Annotated in this window: 20 protein-coding genes, 13 tRNA genes and 3 rRNA genes; 6 read left to right on the plus strand and 30 right to left on the minus strand. The window is 41.0% G+C overall.

Translation table 11 applies throughout. The features are described 5' to 3' along the window. Positions 1–92: 92 nt before the first annotated feature. Complete coding sequence (locus A9C19_RS18785) at positions 93–383, minus strand: helix-turn-helix domain-containing protein (RefSeq protein WP_072581345.1); 291 nt, start codon at positions 381–383, stop codon at positions 93–95. A gap of 144 nt (positions 384–527) precedes the next feature. On the opposite strand from A9C19_RS18785, the gene A9C19_RS18790 reads away from it, so the two are divergent. Next, positions 528–947 carry a helix-turn-helix domain-containing protein gene (locus A9C19_RS18790; RefSeq protein WP_072581346.1) on the plus strand — a complete coding sequence of 140 codons (420 nt, stop codon included), beginning with the start codon at positions 528–530 and terminating at the stop codon, positions 945–947. A gap of 15 nt (positions 948–962) precedes the next feature. Further along, the gene (locus A9C19_RS18795) at positions 963–2,129 is read left to right on the plus strand and encodes a site-specific integrase (RefSeq protein WP_072581347.1); all 1,167 of its coding nucleotides are present in this window, start codon (positions 963–965) and stop codon (positions 2,127–2,129) included. Positions 2,130–2,243: 114 nt separating this feature from the next. Here A9C19_RS18795 and groL read toward each other — a convergent pair whose 3' ends face one another. Next, the gene (gene groL / locus A9C19_RS18800; protein WP_072581348.1) at positions 2,244–3,884 is read right to left on the minus strand and encodes a chaperonin GroEL; all 1,641 of its coding nucleotides are present in this window, start codon (positions 3,882–3,884) and stop codon (positions 2,244–2,246) included. 57 nt (positions 3,885–3,941) lie between these two features. Further along, positions 3,942–4,226 carry a co-chaperone GroES gene (groES, locus tag A9C19_RS18805; protein WP_026561982.1) on the minus strand — a complete coding sequence of 95 codons (285 nt, stop codon included), beginning with the start codon at positions 4,224–4,226 and terminating at the stop codon, positions 3,942–3,944. A 449-nt stretch (positions 4,227–4,675) separates the two neighbouring features. Between groES and A9C19_RS18810 the strand changes: the two genes are divergently transcribed. Together A9C19_RS18810 and A9C19_RS18815 are read left to right on the plus strand one after the other, a co-directional pair. Beyond that, positions 4,676–5,419 (plus strand): CPBP family intramembrane glutamic endopeptidase, encoded by a 744-nt coding sequence (locus tag A9C19_RS18810; protein WP_072581349.1) that lies wholly within the window; start codon positions 4,676–4,678, stop codon positions 5,417–5,419. Next, on the plus strand, positions 5,416–5,625 hold the full coding sequence (locus A9C19_RS18815; RefSeq protein WP_072581350.1) for a YdiK family protein: 210 nt from the start codon (positions 5,416–5,418) through the stop codon (positions 5,623–5,625). Before A9C19_RS18810 ends, A9C19_RS18815 begins: the two co-directional genes overlap by 4 nt. Positions 5,626–5,632: 7 nt before the next feature. On the opposite strand, the gene tatC is transcribed toward A9C19_RS18815, so the two are convergent. The 4 genes from tatC to moaC all read right to left on the minus strand — a co-directional run bounded on the left by tatC (position 5,633) and on the right by moaC (position 7,934). Continuing rightward, on the minus strand, positions 5,633–6,394 hold the full coding sequence (gene tatC, locus A9C19_RS18820) for a twin-arginine translocase subunit TatC (RefSeq protein ID WP_072581351.1): 762 nt from the start codon (positions 6,392–6,394) through the stop codon (positions 5,633–5,635). 17 nt (positions 6,395–6,411) lie between these two features. Beyond that, positions 6,412–6,609 (minus strand): twin-arginine translocase TatA/TatE family subunit, encoded by a 198-nt coding sequence (locus A9C19_RS18825; RefSeq protein WP_072581352.1) that lies wholly within the window; start codon positions 6,607–6,609, stop codon positions 6,412–6,414. A 35-nt stretch (positions 6,610–6,644) separates the two neighbouring features. Continuing rightward, positions 6,645–7,289, minus strand: coding sequence for a redox-sensing transcriptional repressor Rex (locus A9C19_RS18830; RefSeq protein WP_072581353.1), 645 nt, complete (start codon positions 7,287–7,289; stop codon positions 6,645–6,647). Between the two features lie 159 nt (positions 7,290–7,448). Then, a complete protein-coding gene (moaC, locus tag A9C19_RS18835) occupies positions 7,449–7,934 on the minus strand; it encodes a cyclic pyranopterin monophosphate synthase MoaC (RefSeq protein WP_072581354.1) in 486 nt (161 codons plus the stop codon). Positions 7,935–8,195: 261 nt separating this feature from the next. Here moaC and A9C19_RS18840 point away from each other — a divergent pair, with 261 nt between their 5' ends. Next, entirely contained in the window at positions 8,196–10,133 is a 1,938-nt protein-coding gene (locus A9C19_RS18840; RefSeq protein WP_072581355.1) for an ABC transporter ATP-binding protein, read from the plus strand. Between the two features lie 1,074 nt (positions 10,134–11,207). Here A9C19_RS18840 and tsaD read toward each other — a convergent pair. The 22 genes from tsaD to A9C19_RS18950 all read right to left on the minus strand — a co-directional run bounded on the left by tsaD (position 11,208) and on the right by A9C19_RS18950 (position 22,404). Continuing rightward, positions 11,208–12,230, minus strand: coding sequence for a tRNA (adenosine(37)-N6)-threonylcarbamoyltransferase complex transferase subunit TsaD (gene tsaD, locus A9C19_RS18845; protein ID WP_072581356.1), 1,023 nt, complete (start codon positions 12,228–12,230; stop codon positions 11,208–11,210). Further along, positions 12,227–12,679, minus strand: a complete 453-nt coding sequence (gene rimI / locus A9C19_RS18850) for a ribosomal protein S18-alanine N-acetyltransferase (RefSeq protein WP_072581953.1) — start codon at positions 12,677–12,679, stop codon at positions 12,227–12,229. Before rimI ends, tsaD begins: the two co-directional genes overlap by 4 nt. 13 nt (positions 12,680–12,692) lie before the next feature. Then, positions 12,693–13,385 carry a tRNA (adenosine(37)-N6)-threonylcarbamoyltransferase complex dimerization subunit type 1 TsaB gene (tsaB, locus tag A9C19_RS18855; protein WP_072581357.1) on the minus strand — a complete coding sequence of 231 codons (693 nt, stop codon included), beginning with the start codon at positions 13,383–13,385 and terminating at the stop codon, positions 12,693–12,695. Further along, entirely contained in the window at positions 13,366–13,839 is a 474-nt protein-coding gene (gene tsaE / locus A9C19_RS18860; RefSeq protein WP_072581358.1) for a tRNA (adenosine(37)-N6)-threonylcarbamoyltransferase complex ATPase subunit type 1 TsaE, read from the minus strand. Before tsaE ends, tsaB begins: the two co-directional genes overlap by 20 nt. A 16-nt stretch (positions 13,840–13,855) precedes the next feature. Continuing rightward, a complete protein-coding gene (gene thiL, locus A9C19_RS18865; RefSeq protein WP_072581359.1) occupies positions 13,856–14,842 on the minus strand; it encodes a thiamine-phosphate kinase in 987 nt (328 codons plus the stop codon). Between the two features lie 215 nt (positions 14,843–15,057). Then, a tRNA-Asp gene (locus A9C19_RS18870) sits at positions 15,058–15,134 on the minus strand. A gap of 28 nt (positions 15,135–15,162) precedes the next feature. Next, positions 15,163–15,239: transfer RNA gene (locus A9C19_RS18875), tRNA-Met, on the minus strand. A gap of 171 nt (positions 15,240–15,410) precedes the next feature. Beyond that, positions 15,411–15,526, minus strand: a 5S ribosomal RNA gene (rrf, locus tag A9C19_RS18880). A 78-nt stretch (positions 15,527–15,604) separates the two neighbouring features. Further along, a 23S ribosomal RNA gene (locus tag A9C19_RS18885) occupies positions 15,605–18,533 on the minus strand. 234 nt (positions 18,534–18,767) lie between these two features. Next, positions 18,768–20,304: ribosomal RNA gene (locus A9C19_RS18890) — 16S ribosomal RNA — on the minus strand. Together the 16S, 23S and 5S rRNA genes with 13 tRNA genes alongside form the textbook arrangement of a ribosomal RNA operon. A 102-nt stretch (positions 20,305–20,406) precedes the next feature. Continuing rightward, a tRNA-Gly gene (locus A9C19_RS18895) sits at positions 20,407–20,480 on the minus strand. Between the two features lie 16 nt (positions 20,481–20,496). Next, positions 20,497–20,573, minus strand: a tRNA-Pro gene (locus A9C19_RS18900). A gap of 9 nt (positions 20,574–20,582) precedes the next feature. Beyond that, positions 20,583–20,659, minus strand: a tRNA-Arg gene (locus tag A9C19_RS18905). 97 nt (positions 20,660–20,756) lie between these two features. Beyond that, positions 20,757–20,842: transfer RNA gene (locus A9C19_RS18910), tRNA-Leu, on the minus strand. 35 nt (positions 20,843–20,877) lie between these two features. After that, positions 20,878–20,963, minus strand: a tRNA-Leu gene (locus A9C19_RS18915). A gap of 12 nt (positions 20,964–20,975) precedes the next feature. Next, positions 20,976–21,051: transfer RNA gene (locus A9C19_RS18920), tRNA-Lys, on the minus strand. Between the two features lie 144 nt (positions 21,052–21,195). Continuing rightward, positions 21,196–21,270 (minus strand) — tRNA-Gln (locus A9C19_RS18925). A gap of 75 nt (positions 21,271–21,345) precedes the next feature. Next, positions 21,346–21,422: transfer RNA gene (locus tag A9C19_RS18930), tRNA-Asp, on the minus strand. Between the two features lie 151 nt (positions 21,423–21,573). After that, a tRNA-Glu gene (locus A9C19_RS18935) sits at positions 21,574–21,645 on the minus strand. A 13-nt stretch (positions 21,646–21,658) separates the two neighbouring features. Beyond that, a tRNA-Ser gene (locus tag A9C19_RS18940) sits at positions 21,659–21,749 on the minus strand. Between the two features lie 3 nt (positions 21,750–21,752). Beyond that, positions 21,753–21,827: transfer RNA gene (locus A9C19_RS18945), tRNA-Asn, on the minus strand. A gap of 118 nt (positions 21,828–21,945) precedes the next feature. Further along, positions 21,946–22,404: a SprT family protein gene (locus tag A9C19_RS18950; protein WP_072581954.1), complete on the minus strand. Its 459-nt coding sequence runs from the start codon at positions 22,402–22,404 to the stop codon at positions 21,946–21,948. Between the two features lie 100 nt (positions 22,405–22,504). On the opposite strand from A9C19_RS18950, the gene cmpA reads away from it, so the two are divergent. Beyond that, positions 22,505–22,618, plus strand: coding sequence for a cortex morphogenetic protein CmpA (cmpA, locus tag A9C19_RS21405; protein ID WP_099092789.1), 114 nt, complete (start codon positions 22,505–22,507; stop codon positions 22,616–22,618). A gap of 280 nt (positions 22,619–22,898) precedes the next feature. Here cmpA and A9C19_RS18955 read toward each other — a convergent pair whose 3' ends face one another. After that, positions 22,899–25,028: a Tex family protein gene (locus A9C19_RS18955; protein ID WP_420835844.1), complete on the minus strand. Its 2,130-nt coding sequence runs from the start codon at positions 25,026–25,028 to the stop codon at positions 22,899–22,901. Positions 25,029–25,157: the final 129 nt, after the last annotated feature.

A 25,157-nucleotide genomic window follows, 5' to 3' on the forward strand; every position in this document is an offset into this window, starting at 1 on the left:
TCCATTGCAATTTCACTCCCCTTTCAAAATGGAATAGCTTATCGATAATCGTTGCTGTCATTATAAAAGTTCTTCTATTCTTTTTTTCAGATTTAATCACACTCCACATTACCGCCTTTTTTTCTAACATCGATTGACCAACGTTTAATATATTCCTCTACTTCTTTACGATGAAATATCCACTTTTTGCCCACCCGCATAGAAGGAAAGTTCGGATCGTATATAAACAATTTTTCAACTGTTGGTCTGCTTAATGAAAGCAATCTACAAAGTTCCTTGGTATCTATTAGGAACATACCTTCTTCAATTTCTTCTACTCGCTTACGAACTTCTTCTAATGCCAATTTTTTTAATTCATTTTCGTCTAATGAAATGTTTAGCATTTTTTCCTCCTAGTTGCTTTGTCATTATTTTTATTGTAGCCTGAAGGCTATAAAAACATTATAACACTTTAGACAATATTCTATACTTTTTGTTTACAAATTTATAACCTATAGTCTATAATCTAATTTAAAGGAGTGGTATAAGTGAATTTCAGAAAATATCTCAAAACAAAAAGAGAAGATAAAAAACTTTCAATGAATAAACTTGCAGAATTATCAGGGGTTTCCGTTATGTATATTTCACGTCTCGAAAGCGGAGAACGAGTCAAACCATCACCAGAAATTATAGCTAAATTAGCAAAAGGTTTAGAAGAACCCTATGAAAAATTAATGGTAGAAGCAGGTTATATTGATGCTTTTGACTATCAATTGAATAAAAACGAGGAATATGAAAAAGAAGAAAAAGAATTGTCACTTGCAGAGCAAAAACTCGAAAAGGAACAAGAACGAAATCTTGCTTTTTTATTGAACTCCAACGATACGTTATTTTATCAAGACAGGCTTTTAACAAAAGAGGAAAAAGCAAAAATAAAAGGTTTTATTGAAGTTTTTTTAACGGATTGAAAGGAGATGGGAAGGATGGCAGAAATCATACAACGTGGGAAAACATGGTCATATAAAGTATATCTTGGCACTGACCCCCTCACGAATAAAAGAATGTTTGATAGAAAAGGTGGTTTTAAAACTCAACGAGAAGCAAAAGCGGCTGCTCGACTTGTGGAAATTGAAAAAGAAAATGGAACCTATTTAAAAGAATCTGAAATCCCCTTTGAAAAATTTGCTCAAGATTGGTTAAAGACCTACAGTAGAAGTGGTGTTAAGATCAGTAGCGTGAGAGCAAGGGAAAAGGAAATGAAGCATTTTATTAATGTTTGGGGACATTATCCCATCAGTAAAATTACAAAAAAAATGTACCAAGACCGAATCATAGATTTGTCGGAGCAATATAGTCATAATTATATGGATGGTATTCATGCATGTGGACGTATGCTTTTTAGGCATGCCGTAGAACTAGGATTAATAAAAGTAAACCCTACAGAAAATTTTAAACTACCCAAAAAACAGCTAACTGTTGAAGAATTAGAAAAAGAGGTAGAGTCAGTTATCTTTCTTGAAAAAGAAGAACTTGCTCATTTTTTAAACTTAGCCCATTCAGATGGGTTAGAAATGGACTATCTAATATTTACGTTACTATCCTATACAGGATTGCGAATAGGGGAATTGTTGTCTTTAAAATGGGGGGATTTCAACGATAAACAAGGAACAATCCGAGTAACTAAAACTATTTATAACCCTACTAATCATTTTAAGAAATATCAGCTACTAACTCCAAAGACAAAAGGGTCAATTCGTACAATTAAGATTGATGAAATGATAGTTAGTTTGTTAAAGAAACATCGGCTTAAACAAAATGAGATTAAATTAAAAAACAGATTTGTTTATCAGGATAACGAATTTATTTTTGCTCGTGAAGATGGACATCCACAATTAAGAAAAGTAGTGGAAACTAGGCTCAAACGCTTATTGAAAAAAGCTAAAATAGAAAAAAATATTACTCCCCATTCTTTCCGACACACTCACACATCTTTATTGATCGAAGCAGGGGTAGGTATTAAAGAGATACAACAACGTTTGGGACATACAGATATAAATACAACCATGAATATCTACGCCCATATGACAGCTAATATGGAAGAGAAGGCTTCCCAACAGTTCAGTAAACTGATGAAAAACCTTCTCCAATAATGCACTCTTATTTTATCTTATGCTTATGAAATTTCTGCAGTGCACACAAACCTGCACACAGAAAATTATCAATATATCATGGAACGTTGATTTAATAAGGTGTTTACACCTATATTACATCATGCCGCCCATTCCACCCATACCGCCCATGCCGCTCATATCAGGCATGCCAGCGCCGCCGCCTTCTTCTGGCTTGTCAGCGATAACAGCTTCAGTTGTTAGGAACATAGCTGCTACGCTTGCTGCGTTTTGTAAGGCAGAACGAGTTACTTTAGTTGGGTCAACGATACCAGCTTCGAACATGTTTACCCAAGTGCCGTTAGCTGCGTTGAAGCCTACGCCAACTTCTTCGTTTTTAAGGCGCTCAACGATAACAGATCCTTCAAGACCCGCATTGTGTGCGATTTGACGAACTGGCTCTTCAAGAGCACGTAGGATGATGTTAACACCTGTTTGAGTGTCGCCATCTTCAGTGATTGCTGCTACTTTGTTGTATACGTTCACTAGAGCTGTACCACCACCAGAAACGATACCTTCTTCTACTGCTGCGCGAGTAGAGTTAAGGGCGTCTTCGATGCGAAGTTTGCGCTCTTTTAGTTCAGTTTCAGTTGCAGCACCAACTTTGATTACTGCTACACCGCCAGCTAGTTTAGCTAAGCGCTCTTGTAATTTTTCTTTGTCGAACTCAGAAGTTGTTTCTTCTAATTGAGTACGGATTTGGCTTACGCGACCTGCGATTTGGTCAGCTTGGCCAGCACCTTCAACGATTGTTGTGTTTTCTTTAGTAACAACGATTTTAGAAGCGCGTCCTAATTGATCGATGCTAGCTGATTTAAGGTCTAATCCTAGTTCTTCAGTGATCACTTCACCGCCAGTTAGGATTGCGATATCTTCTAGCATTGCTTTACGGCGGTCACCGAATCCTGGAGCTTTAACAGCTACAGCATTGAATGTTCCGCGAAGCTTGTTCACTACTAGAGTTGCAAGAGCTTCACCTTCTACGTCCTCAGCAATTAATAATAGAGGCTTACCTTGTTGAACAACTTGCTCAAGTACTGGTAAGATTTCTTGAATGTTTGTGATTTTTTTGTCAGTGATTAGGACATATGGGTTCTCAAGAACTGCTTCCATTTTGTCAGAATCTGTTACCATGTATGGAGATGCATATCCACGATCGAATTGCATACCTTCAACTACTTCTAATTCAGTAGAGAAGCCTTTAGACTCTTCGATTGTGATAACGCCGTCGTTTCCAACGCGCTCCATAGCTTCAGCGATTAATTGACCTACTTCATCGTCAGCAGAAGAGATTGCCGCAACTTGTGCAATAGATTCTTTGCCTTCGATTGGCTTAGAAATAGCTTGAAGCTCTTCTAATGCAACCGCTACAGCTTTTTCGATTCCTTTACGAACGACCATTGGGTTTGCACCAGCTGTTACGTTCTTTAATCCTTCGCGGATCATCGCTTGTGCTAAAACAGTTGCAGTTGTTGTACCGTCACCAGCAACGTCGTTTGTTTTGCTAGCTACTTCTGCTACTAGCTTCGCACCCATGTTTTCGAAAGCATCTTCTAATTCGATTTCTTTCGCAATTGTTACACCGTCATTCGTAATTAAAGGAGAACCGTATTTCTTTTCTAATACTACGTTACGTCCTTTTGGTCCTAATGTTACTTTTACCGCATCTGCTAAAGCGTCCACACCACGTAGCATGGAACGACGAGCTTCTTCGCTAAATTTAATATCTTTTGCCATTTTACCTAGACCTCCTCAAATTTTAAAAGATTGATATGATATATAAGCTGTTTTTCCTTATCCGATAACAGCTAAAATGTCGTTTTCACGTAAAATTAAGTATTCTGTTCCTTCGTATTTCACTTCAGTGCCTGCATATTTTGAGAAGATGATACGATCGCCTTCTGCTACTTCAAGAGCTACTTTCTCACCACTATCTAATACACGACCTGTACCAACAGCTACAACTTTACCTTCTTGTGGCTTCTCTTTCGCACTATCTGGAAGGACGATACCACTAGCAGTTTTTTCTTCTGATTCCACTAACTCAATAATAACGCGATCACCTAATGGCTTTAACAAGTGAAACAACCTCCTCAAATTCTTTAACTAGATATTTTTTCCTTATTAGCACTCAACAGACTTGAGTGCTAACACAATTAATATATTATATAAGTTCGCTTTCAATTTCAAGTATGAAGTTCATTTTTTTCTATTAAAATTTTCATTTTAATGGGGCTTAAAAGGTTGTCTGTTTTTTCTACAATTTTCTCCTATCCATACGCTCGTACATGGAAGGATTCTATTACCCTTTTCTCGCTTGCTATACAAATTCCTCCTCCTTCATCATTTTTTTGTCTATTTCTAAATCGTTATCATACATATGACTAATAATAGGTATGATACAATATACTTTGTTGTTCTCTCTTGTAGCCAAGTACTACGAGGTAGGCTTGGGTGATGACTTTCAACTATATGCACGTAAACACTCTACTATCACAACATTCTTTCTATTATTAAAGGAGGCCTCCATGAAAAAGCATTATTGGTTTATTTTATTAACATATATGCTCGTACAGTTATCAGCGATCGTCGGGATCCCTTTGCTTCAGCTTCTCGGAATCGGCAGCACTGGTGCAGAACGATTTGCGTTTTGGACCATTATTAGTTTCGCTTTAGGAATTGTCGTCACTTTGTATCTTCTACGACATGAGCGAACGCAGCGAGAGTCCATTTTCCAGGGAGATCCAGCTTCTGTTGGTGCATCTATTGGCTGGAGTGTGCTTGGATTTGTGATGGCTATTATGGTACAGAACATTGCTGCAAATATTGAAATCAATCTTTTCGGGATTGACCCTGGTTCAGAAAATACGGAAATGATTGTTAGCATCATTGAAATGACACCACTCGTCATCATCGTTACATCCATTATTGGACCGATTTTAGAAGAGATTGTATTTCGAAAAATTCTTTTTGGTGCGATCTATACAAAAACAAATTTCTTTGTGGCAGCTCTTATTAGTTCTGTTATCTTTTCCCTCTTTCATGGTGAGCCAGAACACTTACTTTTATACGCATCAATGGGATTTACTTTTGCATTTTTATATGTAAAAACGAAGCGTATCATCGTACCGATCATTGCACACGTCTCGATGAATACAATGGTCGTCTTATTACAGCTTGTGTTTAGAGAAGATATAGAGAAGTATATGGAACAACTTGAAAAGATGCAGCTAGAACAACAACTGCAAGCGATTATTGGAGGATTTATATGATTAGAACAAACCCTATTTCCATGGGAATATTTTATTTAGTCATGGGGATGTTGTTTACGTATTTAGCCATTAACAGTGCGGAGAATGGAATATTCACCTTCCCAACGATTCTTTTAATGCTAATTGCAACCTTTGATATTGGAGTGGCGATTCGAATGTTTTCGATTGCTAACAAAATAAAAAAGAATCAACAAAAGAAAAAATGAGACTGGATTATTCCGTCTCATTTTTTGCTGTATTCTCTTCTTCAAAGCGTAGCATTTGAGCTTTTCGGTAGGATATTCTAGACACCCAGATGCTTATTTCATAAAGAATAAACAATGGGATGGATACCATCAAATGTGAGGCGAGCTCTGGTGGTGTAATAAATGCTGCGATGACGAGTAACACAAAGTATGCATATTTTCTTACCCCTGAAAGAAACATTGGTGTAACGATCCCAAGTCTTGTTAAAAACATGACCACAACCGGTAATTGAAATAACAAGCCGAATGGAATCGTTAATTGAAGTAAAAAGGTGAAATACTCGTTAATTCCAATAACCTGATTAATCTCCAAATCATTCGAAATTCTTTCCATAAACTCTACGACAAATGGGAAGAGAATAAAATAGGAAAAAGAAAGTCCTGTTAAAAAGAGAAGGATGGAAATAGGAATATAGCTTAGTGTTACTTTTCTCTCTTTATCGTATAGCCCAGGACTAACAAATGACCACAATTGATATAAAATAAGCGGTGATGTAAGTACAAATGCAATGATGAAAGCAAATTTCATATACACCATGAGTGGATCGGTTAAATTAAACGCATTTAAAGTCAGCGATTTTGCTTCCTCTGTGTGCTGTAGGTATTTAATGATCGGCCCTGAAAGAAAAAAACCAGCGATAACCGCTAAGAAAAAGAAAACGACAACAAGAACTAGTCGTTTTCTGAGCTCTGTAATATGTTCCATGACCGACATTTCATTTTGTGTCATATCGGATTCATCCTATCTTACTTAAGTTCTTCCTGCTTTTCATTCTTTTTAGCGTCTTGATCATCATCATCATCCGCTAAACCTTTCGTTGCGTTTTTGAATTCACGCAATGTATTTCCAGCAGCTTTTCCTAGCTCAGGTAATTTCTTTGGTCCAAAAATAAGGAGAGCAACAAACACGATTAGTAGTAAACTTCCGATTCCTACGTTTGGCACGAAGGTCCACCTCCTTTTTCAAATGAACTTGTCTTCTATTTCTCTTCATATGGATAATGCTTTAAAAAGTAAACAAGTGATTGTAATTCTACTGCCAGGTCAATATGATGAATACGAATATCATCCGGGACATTAAGCCTAGCAGGGGTGAAATTTAAAATTCCTTTGATCCCTTTTGTAATGAGACGGTCCGTAATAGACTGAGCTGCTTGAGCAGGTACTGTTAAGATCGCAACAGTTACATCGTCCGGTAGATTCTCTTCAAGATGGTTCAGGTCATAAACCGGTACGCCACCAATCTCTGTCCCAATTTTCGATTGATCTACCTCATAGGCAAGGGAAATCTCGGTGTTATTATTTTTCGTAAAGTTATAATGTAAGAACGCCGTCCCTAAGTTACCTACACCGATTAAACAAACCTTCGTAATCTCATCCTGATCAAGTGTTTTTCTAAAAAAGGATAACAAATAATTAACATTATAACCATACCCTTTTTTACCTAATGCTCCGAAGTAAGAGAAATCTCGGCGAATTGTCGCAGAATCCACCTTTACCGCGTCGCTTAATTCGGCGGATGAGACGCGCTGTTTCCCCGACGAATGAAGGTTTTTTAAAAATCGATAATATAAAGGCAATCGTTTTGCTGTTGCCTGTGGTATTTTTGATTGTTCTATATTCACTTTGATCCCTCTCATTCATACAAAAAGAAAGGCTTTTTCACTGCTTTTGTTGTTTTAAAAGAATCGAGATATTTTACTAAATAACCTCGTTTATGGATATAAACAACAACTCCTGAAAATAGCCAAACAAAAAGTCATAAAAAGCTAGATCGTTTACGACTAGGCTTTGCGGAAGAAGTCTCCACTTTTACCGCCTGTTTTTTCTTCTAAATAGGTTGGCCCTATAACCATTCCTTTGTCAACCGCTTTACACATATCGTAGACAGTTAGCGCTGTGATGCTAGCTGACGTTAACGCTTCCATTTCCACACCTGTACTTCCCTTTGTTTTCACGGTTACCGATATGAGGAGAGTATATGTATCCTCTTCTACATACCAGGTAAAATCAATGTTTACACCTTTAATAGGAATTGGGTGGCACATTGGGATGACGTTGGCTGTTTGCTTTGCTGCCATAATTCCTGCAACCTGTGCAACAGATAAGACATCGCCCTTACCTATTTCATGCTTCGTAATTTTTTCATAAACTTCCTTTGTTACTTGAATGCTTGATTTCGCAAGCGCCGTTCTAACTGTGACATCTTTTTTAGAGATGTCGACCATTTTTGCACGGCCTTGATCATTAAAATGGGTAAATTCTGACATGTACACTTCCCCTTATACTTAGACTATACACTATTTTATACCATCTGTCTTTTATGGTTTTGTGACAATTATTAGAAAAGCGCAGGGCCCTTGATTAGCTTAAGAGCTAGAAGCCTCTACATCTACAGCATCTCATTTTCATACTCCCGGAGCTTCATCAGAAATTGTCTCACACACACCGCTTTCCACTATTAAAAATGCTCGTTGTTGCTCAAAGATTATGATTAAGCTACACTTAAATCATTAGTAGAGGTGAATAGAATGATATTGCTACAAATAAACCAACTTAGCAAATTTTTCGGTGCTGATCCTATTTTATCGAATATTAAACTAGAAGTACAAACAAGAGATAAAATTGCCATTGTTGGACGTAATGGTGCTGGAAAATCAACGCTATTAAAAATAATTGCCGGTAAAATGAGCTACGACTCAGGTGACATCATGAAACCAAAGGACGTCACAATTGGCTACTTAGCCCAGGATACTGGACTAGAATCCGATCTATCCATTTGGGATGAAATGAACCTTGTATTTAATCATCTCAAAAAGATGGAAGCTACGATGAGAGACCTTGAGAATAAAATGTCTACAATTGATCACTCCGTAGATGCACATCAATTTGATCAGCTCTTAAAGGAATACGATCACTTACAAGTAGAATTCAAAGAACAGGGTGGCTATCAATACGAAGCAGACATCCGCTCGGTATTACACGGCCTTGGATTTAGCCAATTTGATCCTACTACAAAGATTTCTTCTTTAAGTGGTGGACAAAAAACTCGATTAGCACTTGGGAAATTACTTTTAACAAGCCCTGATCTCCTTATACTAGATGAGCCGACAAACCATTTAGATATTGAAACGTTATCTTGGCTTGAGCAGTATCTGCAAGGATATGATGGATCCATTTTAATCGTATCTCATGATCGGTATTTCTTAGACAAAATTGTTACGCAAGTATATGAAATTAGCCGTAACACCAGTACTAAGTTCATCGGAAATTATAGTCATTATTTAAAAATTAAGGCTGAAAACTACGAAAAAGATGTAAAAACCTTTGAAAAACAGCAAGAAGAGGTTGCAAAGCTTAAAGACTTTATTCAACGCAACCTAGCGCGTGCTTCCACAACAAAGCTTGCCCAAAGTCGTAGAAAAAAGCTGGAGAAAATGGATCTTATGCAAAAGCCTTTAGGAGATGAAAAATCTGCTAGCTTCGCATTTGATATTGCAAGACAAAGTGGAAACGATGTGTTAAAAGCAAAGGATATTGCCGTATCCTACGATGGGAAAACCCCTGTTGTCTCAAATATTTCCTTCTCCATTTCTCGTGGGGATAGTATTGCTCTCGTTGGACCAAATGGAATTGGTAAATCAACTCTCTTAAAATCAATTGTTGAGAAGCTTGATGCTCTTTCAGGGACTTTCTCGCTTGGTTCGCATGTTCAAATTGGCTACTATGATCAGCAGCAGGCTGACCTTACCTCCAATAAACGCGTATTGGACGAGCTGTGGGATGAATACCCTAACAAAACAGAGAAAGAGATTCGGACCATTCTTGGGAACTTTCTCTTTTCAGGGGACGATGTATTAAAGCCTGTTTCTACTCTGAGTGGTGGCGAAAAGGCTAGACTTGCCCTTTCAAAGCTAATGCTCCAGCAGGCTAACTTCTTGATTCTAGATGAGCCGACAAACCATCTTGATTTAGATAGCAAAGAAATTCTTGAAAATGCGTTAATTGATTATCCAGGTACGATTCTCTTTGTTTCTCATGATCGTTATTTTATCAATCGGATTGCCACAAAGGTGTTTGAGCTTAGTCGTGAAGAAGTCACAGAATACCTCGGCGATTATGATTATTATTTAACAAAAAAAGAAGAGCAGCTCGAGCATGAACGATTAGACCAGCTAGCCAATTCAGCGAATTCAAATCAAGCTGTAGCACCTACACAATCAGAAGGTAAGCTATCGTATCAACAAGAAAAGGAACAGAAGAAGCTAGAACGTCAGAAGCAGCGTAGAATCGAAGAAATTGAAACAGAAATTACAGAAATAGAAGAAAAGCTCGAAAAGAACGAAGAACTTCTGTGTGATCCAGACGTCTATCAAGATCATGAAAAGGTCCAAGCAATCAATGAAGAAAATGATACATTCCACCAGAAGCTAGAGGATTTAATGTCAGAGTGGGAGCAGCTTCATTAAAGAAAGGCGCTCCTTATTTGGAGAGACAAATCTCTGTACTTTACTTAGGCGGCAGGATTTACTCGGGAGCAACCATTATCAAGGGCACTATTTAATAGAGGAGCGTGAAATCTCGTGTAGGTTCACGCTCCTTTCACTTTTATAGGAAGCTAACTCTGCTACATATGATAAAACAAGACAATCAATACTATCTATCGTTACATCACCTGCCACATAATCCAAGATAATCGTTTACCGGTTACCTTTCTACCTAATGTGGTGATGCCTCCTCTACAATCTCTGTACATCCTTTTCATTATTTTCCGAACGTTTCTTTATCAGCTTTATTTACACTAGAATAAACGAATTTACTTAAAAGTTAATCTTAATGTTCATCCTTACTCTCCTATTTTTCTACAAGATAGAATTTTATTTTCATTAGGGAATTTCTTTCCGTCGAAAAAGAGACACGTGTACATAGTTAATTCGACATATTCTGTTGAGGGTTTAAAACCTTTCCACAAATGGTTCTTTTTATCCACACGGAAAAACCTTTATTTTCAACATATCAACAGACTTATACACATTATCCACATATTTGTGGGAAATTGTCCATGTTATACACATATGAGAAAAACGCGATATGACAACATATTTTTTTGTTTTACACAATTCTACAAAATAACGTGCACAACCTGTGGATAAGTTGTATATATCTTCATTTGTCATGAATTCTGTCATATATCGGAGAAAAAACTCTTATTCTCGCTAAAACAGGAACAACACAGCTTATTAATTACTCATCAAATAAGAAGAGCATTTTTACATTTTCACTGTATGTAATGGAGGAAATTTGATTTATTAGAGGCTAGGTCTTAAAGCTTCCGTATTATATACTTATCCACATAAACCCCAGAATGTCCGTCCGGTAAGCGAAGACGATGTAAGGTAGATGGTGTTCTTTGTCCTCCAATCGCTTAGACCCTGAGGGGCTAGTCCACTGAAATTGGGTGTCAAAGCGTTTGCTTATCCACAAGCGATACATTTTATCATTTTCTAAGCAACAAAAGAAAAGCCTCCACGATGTGAAGACTCTTAGTAAGATGTTAATTCTAAACCAGGGTTTGCATTCAGAGCTAGGTCACTACGTACACCTTTTTGAAATAAGACACTTCCTGCTGCCGCAATCATTGCAGCATTATCTGTGCATAACGACAAAGGAGGAATGATTAATTCAAGGTTATCCACTGTGGAAAACTTCTGTTCAAGTGCTGCTCGTAACCCTTTGTTTGCTGCTACACCACCTGCTAATAACAGCTGTTTCACTTCATATTTATCCACAGCTTGAGCCGTTTTTGTGACTAATACGTCTATAACACTCGCTTGAAAGCTAGCTGCTACATCCTTAGGGTCTAGCTCAATATCTTTTTGCTTTGCATTATGAAGCGTATTAATAACGGCTGATTTTAACCCACTAAAGCTAAAATCAAAGGAACCTTCTCCTAACCAAGCTCTCGGAAGATCTATGCTTGGAGTTCCTTCATGTGCTAGTCGATCGATATGAGGTCCCCCAGGGTATGGCAAGCCTAATGTTCTTGCCACTTTATCATAGGCTTCACCTGCTGCATCATCTAATGTTTCTCCGATTACCTCAAAGCTTCCATGCTCCTTCATATAGACAAGCTCCGTGTGACCACCTGATACGACAAGAGCTAGTAACGGAAACTCAAGCTCCTGTATAAGTCGATTCGCATAAATATGACCCGCGATATGGTGGACCCCAACTAACGGAATCTGGTGAGCAAATGCTAAGGCTTTTGCTGCATTGATTCCTGTTAACAAAGCTCCTACAAGTCCTGGACCTTCGGTAACTGTAATGGCAGAAAGATCGTTAAATTCTAGATTAGCCTTTTGCATCGCTTCTTCGAAAACAATGGTTAGCTGCTCTACATGATGCCTTGACGCAATCTCTGGGACAACGCCACCAAAACGTTTATGACTTTCAATTTGGGATGCAACAACATTTGCCACAATTTCTCTACCGTTTTTAATAATTGCGGCTGCTGTTTCATCACAGCTTGTTTCGATTCCTAAAATATATTCATCTGTTTTTGTCATTGTACATTCACCCACATTACTAAAGCATCTTCTTGATTATCTGTATAATATCGCTTACGTATTCCTCCCACAGTAAAGCCGACCTTTTTATAGAGAGATTGCGCGATATAATTTGTAACACGAACCTCTAGGGACAACCGCTTTGCGTTCATTTCTTTACTTAGTTGGATGGCAAAGGTAAGAAGTGCTTCTCCAATTTTCATTCCTCGAAAATCAGGGTGAACAGCAATATTTGTGATTTGAGCATCCTCCATGATGACCCAAACCCCACAATAGCCGACGACTTTTCCTTCTAATTCAACAACCATGTATTTAGCGAATAGATTTTGTTCGATTTCATATAACAAAGATTCTTTTGACCATGGTACCGTGAAGGATAATTGCTCAATTTCATGTACCTGATCAAGATCTGACTTTTCCATTTTGCGAATTGTATACGCTGTTTCCACCATATTCACCATCTTATTTCTGCTGTTCTAGCCATTTTGCCTCTGCCTCAGCAAGTCGAATATAATTAGGGACAAGACTATGTACATCTGTTGCTTCCTTCTTTATACCAAGTGTGGCTAACTCACTTGGTCTTGGATTATGCATCGTCTCTGGTCCAAAACAAGCTAGGTCTCCTAAAAGGGAGACGATAAGCTCTTTATGAAGGTTTACATCTTGACCGACAAATAAAACAGGTTGATTACGAGCTTTAAGATTCGTTAACCATTCAGAAAACAATAGATTTTGATCCTCTTCCACACATTCCAGTTCATCTTCATTATATTGATATAAGCCTGTATACACTTGTCCTCTTCTTGCGTCAAAAATTGGACATACAAACCCATCAAAATAACGCCCACTAGCTGCAAGCCCCTCTAGACTAGAAACTCCGACTATTGGTATATTTAACGCCCAAGCCATTGTTTTAGCAATTGATACGCCAATTCTAACACCGGTATAAGATCCAGGTCCTGTTGCAATCACGATTTTCCCAAGCTGATCAGGCTTTACATCACAATCTGCCATCAATTTCTCAATCGCAGGCATTGCACGAACGGAATGGTTTTTCTTCAAATATGTTATATACTCACCTATTACAGTACCGTCATTATTAACTAATGCCACACCTAATACATGATTCGTTGTATCAATCGCTAATACGTTCATTGTGTAACTCCTTACATAACTCCATATATTGTGTTCCGATTGGTGTCATGACGATCCTTCTTGTCGTTTCATCCATATAGAAGATTTTTATGTCTAGTCGTTCAGTAGGAAGTTGATCGTCTATTAAATGAGCCCACTCAACCACTGTCACACCATTCCCATGAAAATATTCTTCAAACCCTAAATCCTCATCCGCATCTTCAACTCGGTATACATCCATATGATATAAAGGTAAACGACCATCGGAATATTCTTTAATAATTGTGAACGTAGGACTATTCACATTTCTTTGAATACCTAGCCCCTTCGCTAACCCTTTCGTAAAGGTCGTTTTCCCCGCACCTAAGTCACCCTCTAATGTAACGACATCACCTTCACCTAGTTTTTCTGCGAGCTTTATCGCAAGTAAGGATGTTGTTTCCGATGTCTTTGAAATGAATTCATATTCCTTCATACGAACATCACCTAACTTATTTTCTAAAATGATTAAAACCTGATTTCTTAAGTTTCAGTATTTCATTTGTTGTACGCTTCAATCTTACTTCTTGAAATTCGTCTGTCACAGTCCCAATCTGTTCAATAAACAGATCGCTCTCATGACAAAGCTTTTTCACCTTTTCCCACTCTTCTTCAGAAGTTGCGCCTACTAGCTCAAAATCTTCTCCACCAAAAAGAATCCATTTAGATAGATCATACTGACCTTCTACCGACTTTAGTGCAGGACTAACTGGAAGTAATCTTTCTTGAATGACAATCCCCACATGACTTGATTCAGCAAGTTCGTTTAATTCACTAGCTAATCCATCACTAATATCATTTAATGCAACACGATCTAAGAGACTAATGAATCGCCCGACCTCTACTCTTGGTGTAGGCCTTTTATGACGTGAAATCAAATATTCTTTATGTAGTGGATCACAAATAACGTCACATTTCCCTAATAGAATATCGAGTCCTGCTGCCGAATCTCCTAAAGGACCTGTTACAAAGACTATATCTCCAGGTTTTGCGCAACTACGCAATGCTTGCACATGTTCTTCAACTTCTCCAATAACAGTTACAGTGATAACTAGCTTATCTGCAATTGATACTGTATCCCCACCGATTAAATCCATTTCATACTTCTTAGCAAGCTCTTCCATTCCATTATAAATAGAAAGAAGGTCTTCCTCTTTCCAGTAAGGTGGAATGGCAATGGATACAAGGTAATAACGTGGAATAGCCCCCATTGCTGCTATATCACTAACATTTACAGCCAACGCTTTATACCCAATGTCAGTCGGAGATGATAGCTCCTTCAAAAAGTGAATACCTTCAACCATTGTATCAACACAAACGACCTGATTATAGTTTTTTGTTGCTTTATAAATGGCAGCGTCATCACCAATTCCAGTCACAATGTTATGTTGAAAAGTTTTATTCGGCTTTACTTTACTGATAAAATCAAATTCGTCCATTATATTCCTCAACTTAGCTATCCTGTATTATGAAAAAACCTTAGGAATATGTATAGCCTAAGGATCCTCTCTTTTTAAGTTTAACGAATAATACTAGTTTATCCAAGTTTTATTCATTATAATTATCTTTTCTATCACAGCTCAATAACTTCAATTTAATCAAAAAAAGACATAAAAAAAACGAAACATCTATGTTTCGTAAGTTTCTATGTATATGGCGGTCCGGACGGGACTCGAACCCGCGACCTCCTGCGTGACAGGCAGGCATTCTAACCAACTGAACTACCGGACCAATGTTTTTTCACGAAGTGAAAATAACTTGGTTGCGGGGACAGGATTTGAACCTGCGACCTTCGGGTTATGAGCCCGACGAGCTACCGAACTGCTCCACCCCGCGATAATAAAAGATATCTAATTATAACTTGAACTTTTTATATTGCCTAATACGGACCGTCCCGATTTCAGAATGTATATTCAAGATGTTGCTCAATCGGTACGCTGAGGTAAATCAATGAAGCATATTCAATCGTGCTCCACCCCGCGATAATATAAAAGAACTACATTATAAACCTGGCAACGTCCTACTCTCACAGGGGGAAACCCCCAACTACCATCGGCGCTGAAGAACTTAACTTCCGTGTTCGGCATGGGAACGGGTGTGACCTCTTCGCTATCGCCACCAGATATTATAAAGTTTGAAGGATGTTCCCTCAAAACTAGATAACGAATTACAATTCATTCACTGAGCTTACGCTTTTAAAATAGGTTAAGTCCTCGATCTATTAGTATCAGTCAGCTCCACACGTCACCGCGCTTCCACCTCTGACCTATCAACCTGATCATCTTTCAGGGATCTTACTAGCTTACGCTATGGGAAATCTCATCTTGAGGGGGGCTTCATGCTTAGATGCTTTCAGCACTTATCCCTTCCGCACATAGCTACCCAGCTATGCCTTTGGCAAGACAACTGGTACACCAGCGGTGCGTCCATCCCGGTCCTCTCGTACTAAGGACAGCTCCTCTCAAATTTCCTACGCCCACGACGGATAGGGACCGAACTGTCTCACGACGTTCTGAACCCAGCTCGCGTACCGCTTTAATGGGCGAACAGCCCAACCCTTGGGACCGACTACAGCCCCAGGATGCGATGAGCCGACATCGAGGTGCCAAACCTCCCCGTCGATGTGGACTCTTGGGGGAGATAAGCCTGTTATCCCCGGGGTAGCTTTTATCCGTTGAGCGATGGCCCTTCCATGCGGAACCACCGGATCACTAAGCCCGACTTTCGTCCCTGCTCGACTTGTAGGTCTCGCAGTCAAGCTCCCTTGTGCCTTTACACTCTCCGAATGATTTCCAACCATTCTGAGGGAACCTTTGGGCGCCTCCGTTACATTTTAGGAGGCGACCGCCCCAGTCAAACTGCCCACCTGACACTGTCTCCCAGCCCGATCAGGGCTGTGGGTTAGAATTTCAATACAGCCAGGGTAGTATCCCACCGACGCCTCCACCGAAGCTAGCGCTCCGGCTTCTCAGGCTCCTACCTATCCTGTACAAGCTGTACCAAAATTCAATATCAGGCTACAGTAAAGCTCCACGGGGTCTTTCCGTCCTGTCGCGGGTAACCTGCATCTTCACAGGTACTATAATTTCACCGAGTCTCTCGTTGAGACAGTGCCCAGATCGTTACGCCTTTCGTGCGGGTCGGAACTTACCCGACAAGGAATTTCGCTACCTTAGGACCGTTATAGTTACGGCCGCCGTTTACTGGGGCTTCGGTTCAAAGCTTCGCTTACGCTAACCTCTCCCCTTAACCTTCCAGCACCGGGCAGGCGTCAGCCCCTATACTTCGCCTTGCGGCTTCGCAGAGACCTGTGTTTTTGCTAAACAGTCGCCTGGGCCTATTCACTGCGGCTTTTCCGGGCTATTAACCCTAAAAAGCACCCCTTCTCCCGAAGTTACGGGGTCATTTTGCCGAGTTCCTTAACGAGAGTTCTCTCGCTCACCTTAGGATTCTCTCCTCGCCTACCTGTGTCGGTTTGCGGTACGGGCACCTCTCACCTCGCTAGAGGCTTTTCTTGGCAGTGTGGAATCAAGAACTTCGGTACTATATTTCCCTCGCCATCACAGCTCAGCCTTAATGACAATGGGATTTGCCTCATTGTCAGCCTAACTGCTTGGACGCGGCATTCCGACGCCGCGCTTACCCTATCCTTCTGCGTCCCCCCATTGCTCAAATGGTGAGGAGGTGGTACAGGAATTTCTACCTGTTGGCCATCGCCTACGCCTTTCGGCCTCGGCTTAGGTCCCGACTTACCCTGAGCGGACGAGCCTTCCTCAGGAAACCTTAGGCATTCGGTGGAGGGGATTCTCACCCCTCTTTCGCTACTCATACCGGCATTCTCACTTCTAAGCGCTCCACCAGTCCTCTCGGTCTGGCTTCTCAGCCCTTAGAACGCTCTCCTACCACTGTTCGTTAGAACAGTCCACAGCTTCGGTGATACGTTTAGCCCCGGTACATTTTCGGCGCAGAGTCACTCGACCAGTGAGCTATTACGCACTCTTTAAATGGTGGCTGCTTCTAAGCCAACATCCTGGTTGTCTAAGCAACTCCACATCCTTTTCCACTTAACGTATACTTTGGGACCTTAGCTGGTGGTCTGGGCTGTTTCCCTCTTGACTACGGATCTTATCACTCGCAGTCTGACTCCTGAACATAAGTCTTTGGCATTCGGAGTTTGACTGAATTCGGTAACCCGATGGGGGCCCCTAGTCCAATCAGTGCTCTACCTCCAAGACTCTCATTTCAAGGCTAGCCCTAAAGCTATTTCGGAGAGAACCAGCTATCTCCAGGTTCGATTGGAATTTCTCCGCTACCCACACCTCATCCCCGCACTTTTCAACGTGCGTGGGTTCGGGCCTCCATTCAGTGTTACCTGAACTTCACCCTGGACATGGGTAGATCACCTGGTTTCGGGTCTACGACCACGTACTTATTCGCCCTGTTCAGACTCGCTTTCGCTGCGGCTCCGTCTTATCAACTTAACCTTGCACGGGATCGTAACTCGCCGGTTCATTCTACAAAAGGCACGCCATTACCCATTAACGGGCTTTGACTACTTGTAGGCACACGGTTTCAGGATCTATTTCACTCCCCTTCCGGGGTGCTTTTCACCTTTCCCTCACGGTACTGGTTCACTATCGGTCACTAGGGAGTATTTAGCCTTGGGAGATGGTCCTCCCTGCTTCCGACGGGATTTCACGTGTCCCGCCGTACTCAGGATCCACTCTGGAGGGAACGAAGTTTCAACTACAGGGTTGTTACCTTCTTTGACGGGCCTTTCCAGACCTCTTCATTTACTCCGTTCCTTTGTAACTCCGTATAGAGTGTCCTACAACCCCAAGAGGCAAGCCTCTTGGTTTGGGCTAATTCCGTTTCGCTCGCCGCTACTCAGGAAATCGCGTTTGCTTTCTCTTCCTCCGGGTACTTAGATGTTTCAGTTCCCCGGGTCTGCCTTTATCATCCTATGTATTCAGATGAAAATACTGCTCCATTACGAACAGTGGGTTTCCCCATTCGGAAATCTCCGGATCAAAGCTTACTTACAGCTCCCCGAAGCATATCGGTGTTAGTACCGTCCTTCATCGGCTCCTAGTGCCAAGGCATCCACCGTGCGCCCTTAACAACTTAACCTTTGACATCGAAGATGTCATTTTTAAAAATTATTAAGAGAATCACTAAACTAAGCGTTTAAACTCAGTGAATTACTTGAATTGTTTTCGTTATCTAGTTTTCAAGGAACATAAAACACAGGATCTTCAATGCAAGATGCATTTAGACTCCTATGTATGAGTCTTACTTATTATAGAAAGATCAGATGATCTCTCAAAACTAAACAAAATACCAAGCGTACCTCTATATCCTTAGAAAGGAGGTGATCCAGCCGCACCTTCCGATACGGCTACCTTGTTACGACTTCACCCCAATCATCTGTCCCACCTTAGGCGGCTGGCTCCTTACGGTTACCCCACCGACTTCGGGTGTTACAAACTCTCGTGGTGTGACGGGCGGTGTGTACAAGGCCCGGGAACGTATTCACCGCGGCATGCTGATCCGCGATTACTAGCGATTCCAGCTTCATGCAGGCGAGTTGCAGCCTGCAATCCGAACTGAGAATGGTTTTATGGGATTCGCTTAACTTCGCAGTCTCGCAGCCCTTTGTACCATCCATTGTAGCACGTGTGTAGCCCAGGTCATAAGGGGCATGATGATTTGACGTCATCCCCACCTTCCTCCGGTTTGTCACCGGCAGTCATCTTAGAGTGCCCAACTGAATGCTGGCAACTAAGATCAAGGGTTGCGCTCGTTGCGGGACTTAACCCAACATCTCACGACACGAGCTGACGACAACCATGCACCACCTGTCACTTCGTCCCCCGAAGGGGAACCTTCTATCTCTAGAAGTAGCGAAGGATGTCAAGACCTGGTAAGGTTCTTCGCGTTGCTTCGAATTAAACCACATGCTCCACCGCTTGTGCGGGCCCCCGTCAATTCCTTTGAGTTTCAGTCTTGCGACCGTACTCCCCAGGCGGAGTGCTTAATGCGTTTGCTGCAGCACTAAAGGGCGGAAACCCTCTAACACTTAGCACTCATCGTTTACGGCGTGGACTACCAGGGTATCTAATCCTGTTCGCTCCCCACGCTTTCGCGCCTCAGTGTCAGTTACAGACCAGAAAGTCGCCTTCGCCACTGGTGTTCCTCCAAATCTCTACGCATTTCACCGCTACACTTGGAATTCCACTTTCCTCTTCTGCACTCAAGTTCCCCAGTTTCCAATGACCCTCCACGGTTGAGCCGTGGGCTTTCACATCAGACTTAAGAAACCACCTGCGCGCGCTTTACGCCCAATAATTCCGGACAACGCTTGCCACCTACGTATTACCGCGGCTGCTGGCACGTAGTTAGCCGTGGCTTTCTGGTTAGGTACCGTCAAGGTACCAGCAGTTACTCTGGTACTTGTTCTTCCCTAACAACAGAACTTTACGACCCGAAGGCCTTCATCGTTCACGCGGCGTTGCTCCGTCAGACTTTCGTCCATTGCGGAAGATTCCCTACTGCTGCCTCCCGTAGGAGTCTGGGCCGTGTCTCAGTCCCAGTGTGGCCGATCACCCTCTCAGGTCGGCTACGCATCGTTGCCTTGGTGAGCCGTTACCTCACCAACTAGCTAATGCGCCGCGGGTCCATCTGTAAGTGATAGCTAGAAGCCATCTTTTAATTTCGAACCATGCGGTTCAAAATGTTATCCGGTATTAGCTCCGGTTTCCCGGAGTTATCCCAATCTTACAGGCAGGTTACCCACGTGTTACTCACCCGTCCGCCGCTAGGTCCGAAGACCTCGCTCGACTTGCATGTATTAGGCACGCCGCCAGCGTTCGTCCTGAGCCAGGATCAAACTCTCCAATAAAGTAGTTTGACTTGCTCATGTTTTTTGTACTATATAGTACGTTTTGTTGATTTAAAATCAACGTTGATACGCTTGGTTTTGTTTAGTTTTCAAAGATCATTTTGGAGCGGGTGAAGGGAATCGAACCCTCATCATCAGCTTGGAAGGCTGAGGTTTTACCACTAAACTACACCCGCATATATTTTGCTCGACTGGTCGGGAAGACAGGATTCGAACCTGCGACCCCTTGGTCCCAAACCAAGTGCTCTACCAAGCTGAGCTACTTCCCGCAATAGGATTGGCGCGCCCGAGAGGAGTCGAACCCCTAACCTTTTGATCCGTAGTCAAACGCTCTATCCAATTGAGCTACGGGCGCAATATTTATTTCGAAAAGCTTTGTTCTCGCTTGAGCGACTTAACTATCGTATCATCCGGTAACGAGATTGTCAACACTTTTTTTAAAAGAATTTTTTTGGTGCGGCCGAGAGGACTTGAACCTCCACGGGGTCGCCCCCACTAGGCCCTCAACCTAGCGCGTCTGCCATTCCGCCACGACCGCGAAACCTATGAAAGTTATTTCACCATGAAAAACTTTGGTGCGGGTGAAGGGACTTGAACCCCCACGTCACAAGGACACTAGATCCTAAGTCTAGCGCGTCTGCCAATTCCGCCACACCCGCATGGTGTGTAAATGGTGAGCCATGAAGGACTCGAACCTTCGACCCTCTGATTAAAAGTCAGATGCTCTACCAACTGAGCTAATGGCTCTAGATTTTAAAACACTCTTAGTTTAGACATCCAAATCTCAGGAAGTAAATTCAAGGAGTAGCTCGATTTGTATGCTGAAGTTTCACTTTGCAGTCTATTCAATCGTGCTCTACCAACTGAGCTAATGGCTCTAACTAGTAAAAATGGCTGGGCTAGCTGGATTCGAACCAACGCATGTCGCAGTCAAAGTGCGATGCCTTACCGCTTGGCTATAGCCCAATATGTTTCAATAACAAGAGTTTAACTATAACAAACTCTCAATTTAAAATCAAGGGTTATTTCAAAAAAAAATAATGGCGGTCCGGACGGGACTCGAACCCGCGACCTCCTGCGTGACAGGCAGGCATTCTAACCAACTGAACTACCGGACCAATGTTTTTTCACAAAGTGAAAATAACGAACCTTAACTCATGAAGTAAATAAACCGAACTTTACCCACCAAGTGGTAATAGCTATTTACTAAGAGAAAAATAAGGAGCGAGCTAAACATACGCTCACTTCCAAGTCTTTCTTCGTATGAGATGACCCATACGGGATTCGAACCCGTGTTACCGCCGTGAAAGGGCGGTGTCTTAACCGCTTGACCAATGGGCCATATAAAATAATATGGCGGAGAAGGAGGGATTTGAACCCTCGCGCCGCTTACGCGACCTACACCCTTAGCAGGGGCGCCTCTTCAGCCACTTGAGTACTTCCCCATATGGCTCCGCAGGCAGGACTCGAACCTGCGACCGATCGGTTAACAGCCGATAGCTCTACCACTGAGCTACTGCGGATTAATAACAAAAGACTTCCTTTATTATAAAGAGTAAAGTTTGTCCTGTCAAGAAATTGGATAATTTCACTTGCCGTCAACGACGACTTTTATAATTTATCATAATTCATTCTTTGACGTCAACCCTTTTTAAAAAGATATATTTTCCCAGCGCATTTCCCACAAACCATACGCGTCGTATCAACTTTCCTCTTCCTATAATAAAGCTGTCCACATTCCTTACACTTATACACAAGTGTTACTCTAGGTTTCGTTTCTTTACTATATAAAGGTGTACAAAACCTTGGAGCCCCCACTTTAGTTAATAACTCTTTAAACTCACGATCACCATGCTTATATCCCCTACCTTCTATATGCAGATGATAATGACAAAGTTCATGTTTTATAATCCCTATCATTTCATCCAAGCCATGTTCTTCGTAATATTTAGGGTTTATATCAATATTATGGCTAGCAAGCATATAGCGCCCACCAGTCGTTCTCAGTCTTTTATTAAACGTCGCTTTATGCCTAAATACCTTTTGAAAAAATTCTAGAGAAATTGCTTCTACTAGCTCCTGTAATTGTTCATTATCCATCATTTTTTATCACCCATTAAAAAATGTAACATACTCCTCGTCCTGTGAATACATTATAAACACCCATATACCAAATGATTGGTTAAGGAGGTAGATGAACATGCCATCATGGCTACAAAATCAAATGCAGCGCGCTTTTTATGAAAAAAACCGTTATCAGATAAAATTACTTAATCAATGCTGGTTTTTCTATCGAGAAAAGGAAGCGAATTAAGAAATAAGATTTCCCTAAAAAGCCAAATCTATTATATATAATTAAGAAAGATCCCTCAGCTCCTAATACAAGATACAGAGGGATCTTTTTTTCATCATTATTCTTGGCGTTTTTTAAAATTTGATGCTAATTAGTTTCCACTTCAAAGAGTGTAGTCAGTCATCGTTTACACCTAATACCAGTGTTAGGAAGAAAGAAGAGACAAAAAAATCTTGTACCCTGTGGAAAAAATGGAACTTAAGACTTTTCAAAGAAAGCAACACTCTATGTGAAAATTGCCTTATTCTTTTACCATCGTAAGAGCAACTCTTCCTTTTTTCATGTCCACCTCATCAACCCATATTGTCACGACATCTCCAACTGAAACGATATCAAGTGGATGTTTGACGAATGAATGACTCAATTTTGAAATATGGACTAGACCATCTTGTTTTACACCAATATCTACAAATGCACCAAAGTCCACAACATTACGAACCGTCCCTTGTAATTCCATCCCTTTTTCTAAGTCTTCTAGTTTCAAAACATCCTTTTTCAACAAAGGTTTTGAGACTTCATCACGCGGATCACGTTCAGGTCTGATTAACGCATCGCAAATATCTTTCAGAGTTAACTCACCAATGGAAAGTTCCTCTGCTATTTCTTTTATGTGTATCTTTTTAATTTTATCTTTCAGTTCCTCACTACCTAAGTCTGCTTCAGATGCGTCAAGCTTTGCAAGAAGCTTTTTCACTTCACTGTAACGCTCTGGGTGAATACCTGTTCGATCAAGAGGCTGATCACCTTCCACGACACGTAAAAATCCAATACACTGCTCATACGTTTTTGCACCCAAGCGCGGAATGTCTTTTAGCTGCTTACGATTAGAGAATCTACCAAGCTCTTCTCTCTTCTTCACAACGTTATTAGCGACAGCTTTACTTAGACCTGCTACATATTGCAGGAGTGAGGAAGAGGCTGTATTCACATTGACCCCTACTTGGTTAACAACCGTTTCCACCACAAAGGTTAAGGAATCATTAAGCTTCTTTTGTGAAACATCATGTTGATATTGCCCAACCCCTACTGATTTCGGATCAATCTTCACAAGCTCGGCCAACGGATCCTGTAGTCTCCTCGCTATCGAGACAGCACTTCTTTCTTCTACTTGAAGATCCGGGAACTCTTCTCTAGCCAGGTCAGAAGCAGAATAAACACTTGCACCCGCCTCATTGACGATTAAGTAAGATGTATCTCCTTCTACTTCCTTTAAAATATCAGCGATGAATTGCTCAGTCTCTCGAGAAGCCGTTCCATTTCCAATCGCAACAACCTCGATTCGGTGTTTTTTTAGGACATCCTTTACTGTTTCTCTTGCTTGCTCAAGCTTTTTAACCGGAGGATGCGGGTACACAACACCTATATAAAGCATTTTTCCCGTTTCATCAACAACGGCTAATTTACACCCTGTTCGGTAAGCCGGATCGACACCTAGCACCATTCTCCCTTTCAAAGGTGGCTGCAATAAAAGATTTCGTAAGTTTTCAGAGAAAATATGAATTGCGCGGTCTTCGGCTTTTTCTGAAAGCTCTTTTCGAATTTCTCGTTCAATTGACGGCTGGATAAGGCGCTTATATGCATCCTCAATAGTATCTGACAAAATCTCTTGTACAAGAGTAGAAGGTTTTTTCATGATCTCTCTTTTTAAATATGAAACAACCTGATCAGTCGGGGGTTGAATGGAAACCCTTAATATACCCTCTTTTTCACCGCGATTTAGCGCGAGCACTCGGTGAGGGACAATTTTTTGAATCGGCTCTTCATAGTCATAATACATTTCAAAAATATTCTTCTCATCTTTCTCTTCATCTTTTGCAACAGTAGCGATGCTTCCTCTTTTAAACGTAGTATCACGAATCCACTGACGATAAGCAGGCTCATCCGAAATTTGTTCTGCAATAATATCTTTGGCCCCTTGAATGGCTTCTTCCGCTGATGTTACTTCTTTCTCTTCGTTTACAAATTCACGAGCCTTACCTAATATATCACCTTGAGATGGTAACTCTAAAATCCAGTGAGCAAGTGGCTCCAATCCTTTTTCTTTTGCGATTGTCGCTTTCGTTCTTCGTTTTTGCTTATATGGTCTATATAAATCCTCAACCTGTTGTAATTTCATTGACTTTTGAATATCTATTTTTAGCTGCTCCGTTAATTTTCCTTGTTCCTCAATCAGACGAATAACTTCTTCTTTACGGTTTTCAAGATTTTGTATGTATGTCCATTGATCTGAAATATCGCGGATTTGCACCTCATCGAGAGCTCCTGTTTGTTCTTTTCGATAACGAGCAATAAACGGGACGGTATTTCCTTCTTCAATTAACTTGATGACATTCTCAATTTGCTTCACATTAATCGTAAGTTCCTTGCTCATATGTCGTATAATACGTTCCTGTTTTTCAATCATCTAGCAATCCTCCAAATCCAATTCTTACATGCATTCTTTTATTTTACCAAAAATTAACGCTCTATTAAATGGGGCACTCTTAGCTACGGCCTACTT

The organism is Bacillus weihaiensis (genome assembly GCF_001889165.1).
Lineage (GTDB): Bacteria > Bacillota > Bacilli > Bacillales > Bacillaceae > Metabacillus > Metabacillus weihaiensis.

Excerpts from the sequence above, each read along its gene's own strand:
- tatC (WP_072581351.1), bottom strand. The coding sequence starts at position 6,394 with ATGACACAAAATGAAATGTCGGTCATGGAACATATTACAGAGCTCAGA.
- A9C19_RS18785 (WP_072581345.1), bottom strand. The coding sequence starts at position 383 with ATGCTAAACATTTCATTAGACGAAAATGAATTAAAAAAATTGGCATTA.
- tsaE (WP_072581358.1), bottom strand. The coding sequence starts at position 13,839 with ATGAAGGAATATGAATTCATTTCAAAGACATCGGAAACAACATCCTTA.
- A9C19_RS18815 (WP_072581350.1), top strand. The coding sequence starts at position 5,416 with ATGATTAGAACAAACCCTATTTCCATGGGAATATTTTATTTAGTCATG.
- thiL (WP_072581359.1), bottom strand. The coding sequence starts at position 14,842 with ATGGACGAATTTGATTTTATCAGTAAAGTAAAGCCGAATAAAACTTTT.
- groL (WP_072581348.1), bottom strand. The coding sequence starts at position 3,884 with ATGGCAAAAGATATTAAATTTAGCGAAGAAGCTCGTCGTTCCATGCTA.
- A9C19_RS18950 (WP_072581954.1), bottom strand. The coding sequence starts at position 22,404 with ATGGATAATGAACAATTACAGGAGCTAGTAGAAGCAATTTCTCTAGAA.
- cmpA (WP_099092789.1), top strand. The coding sequence starts at position 22,505 with ATGCCATCATGGCTACAAAATCAAATGCAGCGCGCTTTTTATGAAAAA.
- moaC (WP_072581354.1), bottom strand. The coding sequence starts at position 7,934 with ATGTCAGAATTTACCCATTTTAATGATCAAGGCCGTGCAAAAATGGTC.
- A9C19_RS18810 (WP_072581349.1), top strand. The coding sequence starts at position 4,676 with ATGAAAAAGCATTATTGGTTTATTTTATTAACATATATGCTCGTACAG.
- A9C19_RS18955 (WP_420835844.1), bottom strand. The coding sequence starts at position 25,028 with ATGAGCAAGGAACTTACGATTAATGTGAAGCAAATTGAGAATGTCATC.
- tsaD (WP_072581356.1), bottom strand. The coding sequence starts at position 12,230 with ATGACAAAAACAGATGAATATATTTTAGGAATCGAAACAAGCTGTGAT.
- A9C19_RS18795 (WP_072581347.1), top strand. The coding sequence starts at position 963 with ATGGCAGAAATCATACAACGTGGGAAAACATGGTCATATAAAGTATAT.
- A9C19_RS18840 (WP_072581355.1), top strand. The coding sequence starts at position 8,196 with ATGATATTGCTACAAATAAACCAACTTAGCAAATTTTTCGGTGCTGAT.
- tsaB (WP_072581357.1), bottom strand. The coding sequence starts at position 13,385 with ATGAACGTATTAGCGATTGATACAACGAATCATGTATTAGGTGTGGCA.